An 11,459-nucleotide genomic window follows, 5' to 3' on the forward strand; every position below is an offset into this window, starting at 1 on the left:
TTCCCCTGTTTGCCCGGGGCGGACGGCATCTGAATCAATGGGTTGCTTCGCTGCGGTCATCCGGGCTCCCTCGCGTGGCCGCTTTACTTCAAGGCACCGGGATTGTCACGAGGATAATCGCGCCCGAACAGTGATCAGGCGCTGCCTGTCCGGGAGCGGCGCAAAACCCGTGCCGCAGGCGGCCTTGAAGCCCGCTGCGCTGCACGATAGGTTTCGCCCGGCTGCCGCACTGGCCCCTGTCCGAGGAACTTACCGCATGCGCTTCTCTTCGACCGAGACCTATATCGCCACCGATGATCTGACGATGGCGGTGAATGCCGCCGTGACGCTGGAGCGCCCGCTTCTGGTCAAGGGTGAGCCGGGCACCGGCAAGACCGAGCTGGCGCGTCAGGTCGCCGATGCACTGGGCATGAAGATCATCGAGTGGAACGTGAAATCGACCACCCGCGCGCAGCAGGGGCTTTACGAATATGATGCGGTCAGCCGGTTGCGTGACAGCCAGCTGGGCGAAGAGCGCGTCGCGGATGTGCGCAACTATATCCGCAAGGGAAAGCTGTGGCAGGCCTTTGACGCCGATGAAAAGGTGGTGCTGCTGATTGACGAAGTCGACAAGGCCGATATCGAGTTCCCCAACGACCTGTTGCAGGAACTCGACCGGATGGAGTTCTTCGTCTATGAGACCGGCGAAACGGTGCGCGCGCGCCATCGCCCGGTGGTCATCATCACCTCGAACAATGAAAAGGAACTGCCCGACGCGTTCCTGCGCCGCTGCTTTTTCCACTTCATCCGCTTCCCCGATGCCGACACGCTGTCGCAGATCGTCCGGGTGCACTTCCCCAGGATCAAGGAGGGGCTGCTGAGCACCGCCCTGACCCAGTTTTTCGAGCTGCGCGAAACGCCGGGGCTGAAGAAAAAGCCCTCGACCAGCGAGATGCTGGACTGGCTGAAGCTGCTGCTGGCCGAAGATCTGGGGCCTGAAGATCTGAAGCGCGACGGGGTTAATGCGCTGCCGAAACTGCACGGGGCATTGCTGAAGAACGAACAAGATGTGCACCTGTTCGAACGCCTCGCCTTCATGGCCCGGCGTCAGGGACGCTGAAACGGGGGCGCTGCCCCCGCCCCTTCTGCTGCGCAGAAGGGACTCCCCCGGGATATTTATGAGTAGATGAGACAGGGGCCAGGCGCGATGCCGGCCGCCCCGCGCGTCAGCCCGGTTTCACGCGCAACGAGGCAGGCAGCACCAGATGCGCCTCCAGCCCGGACAGGCCCGGGGTCTGCCCCTGTTCCAGCCGAAGGCGCCCGCCGTGGCTGCGCAGCGCATCGGCCACGATCGCCAGCCCCAGCCCGGCCCCAGCGGCAGCGCCGCTGGCGCCACGGGCGGCGTCTAGGCGGACGAAGGGTTTGACCGCTTCGATGCGCTGTTTCTGGGCGATCCCCGGCCCGTCATCCTCGATGATCACGGTTATGGTGCTGTCATCCTCAATGATCCGCAGCTCGGCGCGCGTCGCGTAGCGCAGGGCGTTGCTCAGCACATTGTCCAGCGCGCGCGAGAACAGCTCAGGGCGCAGCATCAGCATCAGCGGCGCCGCGTGCAGCCCCGCCCCGAGGCGGATTTCCGGACCGGCCCGGCCCGCCTTCTCGCTCACCAGCGCGCGCAGATCGACCGGGCGCGATTCCTCGGCCACATCGGCGCGGGCGAATTCAAGGAACCGGTCGATCAGCGCCTCCATCTGCCGCACATCGCTGACCAGCGCGCGCGCCTCGGGCTCATGGTCAAGCATCGACAGGCCCAGCCGCATCCGTGTCAGCGGGGTGCGCAGGTCATGGCTGACCCCGGAAAGCATCAGCGTGCGCTGATCGATGTAATGCTCGATCCGGCGGCGCATCTGGATAAAGGCATAGCCGGCGGCGCGCACCTCGGTTGCGCCCGAGGGGTGGTAAGGTTTGATCTGGCCCCGCCCGAAGGCCTCGGCCGCATCAGCGAGCCGGCGGATCGGGCGCATCTGGTTTTTCAGGAACAGAAAGGCGATCAGCGACATCAGGCAGCCGCTGAACAGCATCACCACCAGAAGCTGATGCGGGTTGCGCGCCGATACCTGACCCAGCGGAAAGGTCATTTCCAGCAGCCCCTGCCCGCTTTCCAGCCGCAGCCAGACGATGCCCCCGATCACCCCGGCAAAGGTCACGCCGTCAAGCACTTCATGAAGCTGGGCCTGCACGATGCGGCTGTTGAGATCATAAAAGGCGATGGGGTCTGGGGTCAGTTCCGGGGCGGGCGCCTGATACAGGGTCAGGCCGATGCCGAAGGCCTGCGCCAGCTCGGCGGCCCTTTCCGAGGCGCGGGCGCTGTCCGGCTGGCTTTCGATCTGGCCGCGGATATACTCAGCGGTGCGGGCGAAATTTCCGGTCATCTGGCGCGTCACGCCCTCATAATGACGCTGGATGAACAGGACCGAGACCACCAGCAGGATCGACACGACCGGCACAAAAAGGATCAGCGCGGCGCGCCAATACAGCCTGCGCGGCATTATCGATTTGAGCATCCGGGCCAACATGTGTTTACCTTATCCCCAACCCCAGACCTTGACGAGGCCCGCCGTGAACCAGACCCCCAGCTTTTCTCCGCAACCCGGCATTGTGTATGCCGTTGAAGAAGGGCTGCGCATGATGCTGGCGCCGAACCCCTCGCCGATGACTGAGCGCGGCACGAATACCTGGCTGCTGGGCGAAGGCGCGGTCACCCTGATTGACCCCGGCCCGGCCAGCGCCGCGCATCTGCAGGCCATTCTGGACGCGCTGGCGCCGGGGGAACATATCGCGCAGATCCTTGTCAGCCATTCGCATCTGGACCATTCCCCCGCCGCCCGCCCGCTGGCCGAAGCCACCGGCGCGCCGGTTCTGGCCTATGGCGATTCGGCGGCCGGACGGTCGGTGCGGATGCAGGCGCTGGCCGGGCAGCCGATCGGCGGCGGCGAAGGGATCGACAGCGCCTTCGCCCCCGACGAATACCTTGCCGACGGGGCGGAGATGGATGTCGGCGGGCTGACCCTGCGCGCGCTGCACACGCCCGGCCATCTGGGCAACCATCTGTCTTTTCTCTGGGGGCAGGCGCTGTTCTCGGGCGATCAGGTGATGGGCTGGGCGCCCAGCCTTGTCTCGCCGCCCGATGGTGACCTGACCGATTTCATGGCCAGCCTTGACCGGCTGGAGGCGCTGGGGCCCACGCGCCTTTACCCCGGCCACGGCGCCCCGGTTGCCGACGGCCCCGCCCGCATCGCCGCGCTGCGGGCGCACCGGCTGGGGCGGGAGCGCGCCATTCTGGACGCAATCAACGCGGGCGCGGGTGATGCGCAGGCCATCACCGCCGCCGTCTATACCGATGTGCCGCCCGCCGTGCTTCCGGTCGCCGCGCGCAATGTGCTCGCGCATCTGATTGATCTGGAGGGGCGCGGCCTGATCGGCTTTGACGGCCCCGCCGGGCTGGACTGCCGGATTTCAGCTGCCCGGTAAGCGCGCATAAAAAAACACCCCCCGGTGCGCCCGGGGGGTGTCTGAAAGAGTAAAGCCGTCCTGCCGGATCAGGCTTCGTTTTCGAGCGCTTCAAGCGCCTTTTGCAGATCGTCTTTCGACACTTCGCGCTCGTTCAGCGCCAGCTTGGCGACGATCAGGTCAACGACCTTGTCTTCAAAGATCGGCGCGCGCAGTTGCTGCTGCATCTGCGGGTTCTGCTGCACGAATTCGAAGAACTGACGCTCCTGCCCCGGATACTGACGCGCCTGCGCCAGAACGGCCTGGGTCATTTCGGCATCGGTCACCTCAACCTCGGCCTTGCGGCCCACTTCGGCCAGCAGCAGGCCCAGTTTCACGCGGCGGGCAGCCAGTTTGCGGTGCTCGTCGGTGGTTTCGATCTCAGGGTGGTCATGGCCCTGCACTTCGGGGTGTTCGTCATGCCAGAGCTGGTGCGCGATCTGCGCGGCCTCGGCATCGACAAGGCTGGGCGGCAGGTCAAAGGAGACCTTCTCATCCAGCATGTCCAGAAGCGAGCGCTTCATGATCGCGCGGGCGGCCTGGGCGTATTCGGCTTCCAGGCGCTCACCGATCTGGGTTTTCAGCGCATCAAGGCTTTCGGCGCCATAGCCTTTGGCCATTTCATCGTCGATGGTGGCCGCTTCAGGGGCTTTCACCTCTTTGATGGCGCATTCAAAGACCGCTTCCTTGCCGGCCAGATGCGCCGCGCCGTATTCGGCGGGGAAGGTCACCGTCACATCACGCGCATCACCGGCTTTGGCGCCGACCAGCTGCTCTTCAAAGCCGGGGATGAACTGGCCCGAACCCAGCACCAGCGGGAAGTCGGTGGCAGTGCCGCCCTCGAACACCTCACCGTCGGTGCGGCCGGTGAAGTCAAACACGACCTGATCGCCGTTTTCCGCAGCACCTTCCTTGGTGGCAAAGTTCTGGGCGGATTTCGCCAGATTCTCCAGCGCCTCAGTCACCGCGGCTTCGTCGGCCTTGACGACCAGACGGTCCAGCGCCAGCGCCGCGAAATCGGGCTCTTCGATGGCGGGCAGCGCTTCATAGCTCATGTCGACGATGACATCATCGCCTTCTTTCCACGCCTCGCCGCTCTGCATCTCTACCTTGGGCTGCATGGCCGGGCGGTCGCCGCTGGCTTCAAAGTGCGACTGCATCGCCGCATCAACCGATTCCTGCATCGCTTCGCCCAGAAGCCGTTCGCCGAACTGCTTCTTCAGCATCGCCATCGGCACCTTGCCCTTGCGAAAGCCCTTCATCTCGACGTCGGGCTGAGCCTCGGTGAGCTTTTCATTCACCTTCGCTTCAAGCTCGGCGGCGCTGACAGTGATCGTATAGCCGCGCTTGAGGCCTTCATTCAGGGTCTCGGTGACCTGCATATTGTCTTCCCTTTGTTTCATCTGGTGCGGGTGGAGGGACTTGAACCCCCACGCCTTGCGGCGCCAGAACCTAAATCTGGTGCGTCTGCCAATTTCGCCACACCCGCAAATACCGTCCCCGGCCCTGCCCATCGGGTAGCGCCGAAATCGCGCGCGTTCTAGCAAGAAGCCAGCCCCGATGCGAGAGGGAATCGCCGCACAATTGCGGGAAAGGTGCCAAACTTAGGCCATGAATGACGCGCAAAAAGTTAACTATAGGTTTTCGAGAGCGAGTCATATGCCCGAACTACTGCAAATCCACTCTGGTGCCATTCCCGTGGTGCATCAGCGCGAGCGCCCCACCGGGTTTCTGGAGGGCACGCTGATCCGCACTGACGAGGGCGACCGGCCGGTGGAATATCTGCTTGCCGGGGACCGTATCGTTACCCGCGACAATGGCCTGTGCGAGTTGCGCGGCACCAGCACGCTGGTGGCCTGCGATATTGATGTGGTGGCCTTCATGCCGCCTGCCGCGCCCGGGTCGGAACCGGGTGCCGAGGATCTGGGAGCAGAGCCGCTTCTGGTGGTGCCCGCGATGCAACAGGTCGCCGTGGATGACTGGCGCGCGCATGTGGTGTTCGAGCAGGAATCGCTGGCCACCCCCGCCGGATCGCTGATCGACGGCATGCGCGTCATGCGGGACACGCGCAAGCTGGTGCGGCTGTTCCGGCTGCATTTCGACAGCCCGCAGATGATCCTGAGCAACGGCTTCTATCTGGCCAGTGAAAAGACCCGTGCGCCCAAGCCCTTTGGCGGCAGCGACGAGATTGTGCTGGACGAGGATATGCCGCCCCCGCCGCGCAACCGGATGCACTGAACCGACGCTACCGCCCTGCACCTTACCCCTTCAAGCCCCCGCCCCGGCGGGGGTTTTCTGTAGCGCGCGCAATACACCCGGCAGCGCCTCGGGCAGGTCTTCGGCGATCAGGCCGGGGCCAAAGGCGCGGGCGCACTCAGTATGCAGCCAGACCGCCGTTTCAGCCGCAGCCACCGGGTCAGCGCCGCGCGCCAGCAGCCCCGCGATCAGCCCCGCCAGCACATCCCCCGCCCCCGCCGTCGCCAGCCATGGCGCGGCCCGCGGGCCAAGCGCGGCATGCACCACCGCCCGCCCCGTCGGCGCCGCGATCACTGTATCGGCGCCCTTCAGCAGCACCGTGGCGCCGGTCTGCGCCGCCGCCGCGCGCGCCGCATCGTAGCGCGAGAACGCCGGGCCGGGGGTGGTGACATCGCGCAGCCGCCCCTCCAGCCGCGGAAACAGCCGGGCAAATTCGCCGCCATGCGGGGTCAGCACGCAGCCCCGGTGCAGCAACGCCATCAGCGCCGGTTCGCGGGCGATCAGAGTCAGCGCATCGGCATCCAGCACCAGCGCGCGGCGTGATTCCAGCGCTGTCGCCACCAGCCCCGAAGCGCGCGCATCAAGCCCCATACCCGGGCCCAGACACAGGGCGGTTATGCGCGGATCCTCCAGCATTGCCGCCAGCACCGCGCCATCTTTCAGCGGACGCAACATCACCGCATCCAGCCGCGCAGCATTCTCGCTCAGCACCCCGGGCGGGCAGGCCAGTGTCACCAGCCCCGCGCCGATACGCAGGCCCGCGCGCGCCGCCAGACGGGCCGCGCCGCCCTGCCCTTCGCCGCCGGACAGCACCAGCAGATGCCCATGGGTGAATTTGTTGCCCGGCCCTTTCGCCAGATCCAGCGCAGGCCCCTCGACCAGCCGCGCAAGCGTGCTTGATTGCGACAGCGCCGCCAGTTCTTCGCGGATACCGATGGGCAGCACCTGCACCGGCCCGGCCAGGCAGCCGCCCGCATCAAGTACATGGCCCAGCTTCAGGCTTTCAAAGGTCAGCGTCATGTCGGCAGGGCGGTCAAGATACCCGCCCTCGGCGCGCACCCGCCCGCTGTCGGCGCAGATGCCTGACAGGATATCCACCGCCACCAGCGCCGCGCCGCGCGCCTGCGCGCGCGCCAGCATCTGCCAGACCGCCGCCGCGACCGGGCGTTGCAGCCCGGTGCCGAACAGCGCATCGACAACCAGCACCTGCGGCCCCAGAAAACCGTCCTCGACCGCCGCAAGCGGGGCAATTGACCCCACCTCGGCCCAACGGGCGCGCGCCTGCGCGGCCTCCGGCGCGGCGCCCGCCCCGTCGCCCAATGCGTGAACCCTCACCCGCCAGCCGCGCTCGCGCAGCAGACGCGCCAACACGAAGCCGTCGCCGCCATTGTTGCCCGGCCCGCACAGCACCACCGCCGTCCCGCCCTGCCCCCAGCGCGCCGAAACCGCATCGGCCACACCCCGACCGGCACGTTCCATCAGCGCCATGCCCGAGGCCGCGCCCGACTCAATCGCCGCCGCCTCGATGGCGCGCATTTGGGCAGATGTCAGCAATTCGGTCATTTCACACGCGTTCCGTTCACTAAATGCCCTGAATTTGCCGCCCGGTGATTAAATTTTAATCAATATCGCCGGTTATGCCGCCCCCGCCGGGAAAACCCCCGCCGGGCTCAGGCTATTCGATTGTGGCGCCCATGGGAACGTGGTCTGTGGGCTCAAGCCCGGCGCCGATGTGCAGGAGAGTGCAGCATGAAGAAGATCGAAGCCATCATAAAACCCTTCAAACTCGATGAGGTGAAGGAAGCGCTTCAGGAAGTTGGCATTCAGGGCCTGTCGGTGATCGAGGTCAAGGGGTTCGGGCGCCAGAAGGGCCATACCGAACTGTATCGCGGCGCGGAATATGTCGTCGATTTCCTGCCCAAGGTGAAGGTCGAGGTGGTGTTGACCGACGATATGGTCGAGGCCGCCATCGAGGCCATTATCACCGCCGCACGCACCGACAAGATCGGCGATGGCAAGATCTTTGTCACCCCGGTCGAACAAGTCATCCGCATCCGCACCGGCGAGTCCGGTGAAGATGCCGTCTGATCCACCCTCAGTTTCAATTATCAGGGGAACAACCATGAGCGTCGAAAAGGTTCTCGAGACCATCAAGGAAGAGGGCGTCGAATATGTCGACATCCGCTTCACAGACCCGCGCGGCAAGCTGCAGCACGTGACAGTGATTGCTGATCTCGTTGACGCAGACTTTCTGGAAGAGGGCTTCATGTTTGACGGCTCGTCGATTGCCGGCTGGAAGTCGATCGACCAGTCCGACATGAAACTGATGGCCGATACCAACAGCGCCTATATTGACCCGTTCTATGCCGAAAAGACCCTGTGTCTGCATTGCAACGTGGTTGAGCCCGACACCGGCGAATCCTACAGCCGTGACCCGCGTGGCACCGCCGAAAAGGCCGAAGCCTATCTGAAATCCACCGGGATCGGCGACACCGCCTATTTCGGGCCTGAGGCCGAATTCTTCCTGTTTGAAGACGTGCGCTATTCGAACACCCCCAGCAAGGTGGCGTTCGAGATCGACGCGACCGCCGCCGCCTGGAACACCGATGCCGATTTTGAAAGCGGCAACATGGGCCACCGCGCCGGTCACAAGGGCGGCTATTTCCCGGTCAACCCGATTGATGACGGTCAGGACATCCGCTCGGAAATGCTGTCGACCATGAAGGCGATGGGCATGAAGGTGGACAAGCACCACCATGAAGTCGCCTCCTGCCAGCACGAGCTGGGGCTGATTTTCGGCGGGCTGACCGAGCAGGCCGACAACATCCAGAAATACAAATACGTGATTCACAACGTTGCCGCCGCCTATGGCCGCTCGGCAACCTTCATGCCCAAGCCCATGAAGGGCGACAACGGTTCGGGCATGCATGTGAACATGTCGATCTGGAAAGACGGCAAGCCGCTCTTTGCAGGCGACAAATACGCCGACCTCAGCCAGGAAGCGCTGTGGTTCATCGGCGGCATTCTGAAGCACGCCAAGGCACTGAACGCCTTCACCAACCCTGCAACCAACAGCTACAAGCGTCTGGTTCCGGGCTTTGAAGCCCCCGTTCTGCGCGCCTATTCGGCCCGCAACCGCTCTGGCTGCGTCCGTATTCCGTGGACCGAATCGCCCAAGGCCAAACGCGTCGAAGCCCGCTTCCCCGATCCGGCTGCAAACCCCTATCTGGCCTTCGCCGCGCTGCTGATGGCAGGCCTTGACGGGATCAAGAACAAGATCGATCCGGGCCCCGCATCGGACAAGGATCTCTATGATCTGCCGCCCGAAGAGCTGGCCGAAATCCCCACCGTCTGCGGTTCGCTGCGCGAGGCGCTTGATTCGCTGACCGAAGACCACGACTTCCTGCTGGCAGGCGATGTCTTCACCAAGGATCAGATCGACGGCTACATGGCGCTGAAGTGGGAAGAGGTTTACACCTACGAACACACGCCGCATCCGGTCGAATACCAGCTTTACTACAGCTGCTGATCCTTCAGCACTGAACCTGTTATCCCCGCGCCTTTACCGGCGCGGGTTTTTTCGTTCTGCCTTTCGATACAGACAGTTGTCGGGGAATCTTTCTTGTTGATGCCACATTCGGGGGCTAGACTTTGCCCGGTACGGGCATGGAACCATCGCCGGGAATGAGGCCGAATGCGGGGACAAACCAGATACGCCGGAGCGATGTTGCTGTACGGGCCGCAGGCCCGGCCGCCCGATCTGACGCTGGCCATGCAGTTCCTCATTGACGATCTGCGCTTTGACGGTCGCAAGGTCTCCTGGATCGCGCTGAAAGGCCCCTCGCTGCGCCTGCGGATTGAAGGGTATGAGCTGGTTCTGGCGCATACCGATGGCGCGCTGCCCGCTCAGGCCTTCCACGGCGTGCTGCGCCCCGCCCCCAACGCGCGGCAACTGGCGCAACACCCTGATGATGACGCCGCCCCGGACAGCGCCGATCTGGCGCGCGGGCGGGTGCTTTATGCGCTGCGCCATCACCCCTGCGCGCTGAGCGTGCTGTTGCGCCCGCGCGGCGCGGCACCGGCGGGGTGGGAGAGCGCTGAGGAAGGTCTGTCGGAAGCCGCTGATCCCGCGCTGCTGGCACTGGTGCGCGAATGCCGCGCGCTGCTGGAGCCGGTGATCGAGGCAGCAGCCCCCGCCACCGTGATCTGGCAGCCCGGTGCCGTGGCCTTCACCTGCGAAGAATTTCTCGCCAGCGGCGCCGAGGCGCTTCTGCTGCCCGGCGACACCGCCCGCCCGCTGCAGCTTGCGGCGGAGGGGGAGCGCCCGCGCCACCGGCCCCTGCTCACCGATTTTCCGCTTCCCGCCGACCAACCCGCAACGCTTCCTGAAAGCCATCCGCAGACCCGTGCCGAGCGTGCCTCGCAGCGCTCTGCCGGGCAGTTGTTCGGGCGGACGCGCGCCACCGGCCGCGCCGCTGCCCTGCCCCGCCTGCACCGGCAGGACGCTCGGTTGGCCCGGGCCATGCGCGCCGCCCCCCCGGTCGCGGAAGAGGCGGCAGAAAAGGCCCGCCGTCGCCGCCTCAATCTGGCGCGGGCCGCCAATCTTGCCACGCTGGCGCTGTGGTATGCGCTGCTGGTGCCGCCCCTGGCCGGAATGCTGTAGCAACCCGGCTGCGCCTCAGGCGGGATGGCTGCGCGCGCGAAAACCCGCCTCGGCCTCAGGGCTGAGCGTGGCGCGGTGCACCTGATAGGTGTGGATCGAAAACACCACCGCCCGGCTTTGCGGCAGGCGCAGCAGGCACTGACGCTCCGAGCGGATATAAGCCTTCTTGCCCTCACCTGCGGGCCGCGCTTCGCCCTCAAGCCGCGGCTGGTAGAGCGCAGGATCGGCGTAATCCAGCACATTGCCACGCCAGAGCGGCTGTTCCGGGCGGATTGCATCGAACAGCCGCTGAACCCGGGCGGCGATATTCGGGCCATAGCTCGGCACTGGCACGTGAATATCCAGCAGGCTGCGCCCGATCTTTTGTGACAGGGTCCAGCTGGCCGGAAAGCACAGGATCGCGCCGGTCAGCCGATGGCTGCCATCAGGGCCGGGCTGCAGCAGGCACAGGTCTTCCTGCACCAGATGGCCCAGCGTCAGAAGCGGATGGGCGGGGTCATCGGCCACCCGCCGCCCGTCGGGGCAAAGCCAGTCGCCGCCGTGGCGCTGAAACCCCAGCCCCGGCAGATGCTGCGCGATCATCGCGTATAGCTCGGCCGCCGCCGCGCGCGCCTCGGGCAAAAGCGCATGGACCTTGTCCGGGATGGTGGCAATCAGTCGCGCGCGTTCCGCCATCTGCGGGCCATAGACCTCATCAACGCGCAGCCAGTCATCCCGATCAAGCGGCAGAATACCCAGCAGCCGGTTCAGGCGCGGGTCCGTCCAGAGGTGAAAGGGCAGACGGTCATGCAGGATCGGCAAAGCATCTCTCCGGTGGGGGCCGGGCATGTCTGGATCAGCGGGCGCGCATGTTCAAGGCCGCAACGGCGGATTGGCCTGTCACAGGGCGCCGCCACCGCTCCGCTCACCTGCCTGAACACGGACCGCCACAGGCGCGCGCGGGGGCTTGGCCCCCGGCGGCCGTCCGCCCCTCGATGGGGTGGACGGCCGCGCCCCCCGGTCCGGGGCGCTG

10 protein-coding genes and 1 tRNA gene are annotated in these 11,459 nt (G+C 65.6%); 6 read left to right on the forward strand and 5 right to left on the reverse strand.

Translation table 11 applies throughout. From position 1 onward, the window contains the following. Positions 1-256: 256 nt before the first annotated feature. Positions 257-1,099 (forward strand): AAA family ATPase, encoded by an 843-nt coding sequence (locus V7Q53_RS11330; protein WP_333828657.1) that lies wholly within the window; start codon positions 257-259, stop codon positions 1,097-1,099. A 106-nt stretch (positions 1,100-1,205) separates the two neighbouring features. Here the strand turns inward: V7Q53_RS11330 and V7Q53_RS11335 are convergent, their stop codons facing one another. Next, positions 1,206-2,543: an ATP-binding protein gene (locus V7Q53_RS11335; RefSeq protein ID WP_333828658.1), complete on the reverse strand. Its 1,338-nt coding sequence runs from the start codon at positions 2,541-2,543 to the stop codon at positions 1,206-1,208. Positions 2,544-2,598: 55 nt separating this feature from the next. Between V7Q53_RS11335 and V7Q53_RS11340 the strand changes: the two genes are divergently transcribed. Further along, positions 2,599-3,510, forward strand: coding sequence for an MBL fold metallo-hydrolase (locus V7Q53_RS11340; protein WP_333828659.1), 912 nt, complete (start codon positions 2,599-2,601; stop codon positions 3,508-3,510). 68 nt (positions 3,511-3,578) lie between these two features. On the opposite strand, the gene tig is transcribed toward V7Q53_RS11340, so the two are convergent. Both tig and V7Q53_RS11350 read right to left on the reverse strand, forming a co-directional pair. Beyond that, entirely contained in the window at positions 3,579-4,910 is a 1,332-nt protein-coding gene (gene tig, locus V7Q53_RS11345; protein WP_333828660.1) for a trigger factor, read from the reverse strand. A 22-nt stretch (positions 4,911-4,932) separates the two neighbouring features. Then, positions 4,933-5,017 (reverse strand) — tRNA-Leu (locus V7Q53_RS11350). A gap of 170 nt (positions 5,018-5,187) precedes the next feature. Between V7Q53_RS11350 and V7Q53_RS11355 the strand changes: the two genes are divergently transcribed. Further along, on the forward strand, positions 5,188-5,766 hold the full coding sequence (locus tag V7Q53_RS11355; RefSeq protein WP_333828661.1) for a Hint domain-containing protein: 579 nt from the start codon (positions 5,188-5,190) through the stop codon (positions 5,764-5,766). A gap of 30 nt (positions 5,767-5,796) precedes the next feature. Here V7Q53_RS11355 and V7Q53_RS11360 read toward each other — a convergent pair whose 3' ends face one another. Further along, positions 5,797-7,347: an NAD(P)H-hydrate dehydratase gene (locus tag V7Q53_RS11360; RefSeq protein WP_333828662.1), complete on the reverse strand. Its 1,551-nt coding sequence runs from the start codon at positions 7,345-7,347 to the stop codon at positions 5,797-5,799. Between the two features lie 186 nt (positions 7,348-7,533). On the opposite strand from V7Q53_RS11360, the gene V7Q53_RS11365 reads away from it, so the two are divergent. From V7Q53_RS11365 to V7Q53_RS11375, 3 genes are all read left to right on the forward strand, one after another. Continuing rightward, positions 7,534-7,872: a P-II family nitrogen regulator gene (locus tag V7Q53_RS11365; RefSeq protein WP_333828663.1), complete on the forward strand. Its 339-nt coding sequence runs from the start codon at positions 7,534-7,536 to the stop codon at positions 7,870-7,872. Between the two features lie 34 nt (positions 7,873-7,906). Beyond that, positions 7,907-9,313, forward strand: a complete 1,407-nt coding sequence (gene glnA, locus V7Q53_RS11370; protein WP_333828664.1) for a type I glutamate--ammonia ligase — start codon at positions 7,907-7,909, stop codon at positions 9,311-9,313. A 165-nt stretch (positions 9,314-9,478) separates the two neighbouring features. Next, positions 9,479-10,447: a hypothetical protein gene (locus V7Q53_RS11375; protein WP_333828665.1), complete on the forward strand. Its 969-nt coding sequence runs from the start codon at positions 9,479-9,481 to the stop codon at positions 10,445-10,447. A 15-nt stretch (positions 10,448-10,462) separates the two neighbouring features. Here the strand turns inward: V7Q53_RS11375 and V7Q53_RS11380 are convergent, their stop codons facing one another. Further along, the gene (locus tag V7Q53_RS11380) at positions 10,463-11,275 is read right to left on the reverse strand and encodes a heme-dependent oxidative N-demethylase family protein (RefSeq protein ID WP_333828666.1); all 813 of its coding nucleotides are present in this window, start codon (positions 11,273-11,275) and stop codon (positions 10,463-10,465) included. Between the last annotated feature and the right edge of the window lie 184 nt (positions 11,276-11,459).

The organism is Pararhodobacter sp., assembly GCF_036802785.1.
Lineage (GTDB): Bacteria > Pseudomonadota > Alphaproteobacteria > Rhodobacterales > Rhodobacteraceae > Pararhodobacter.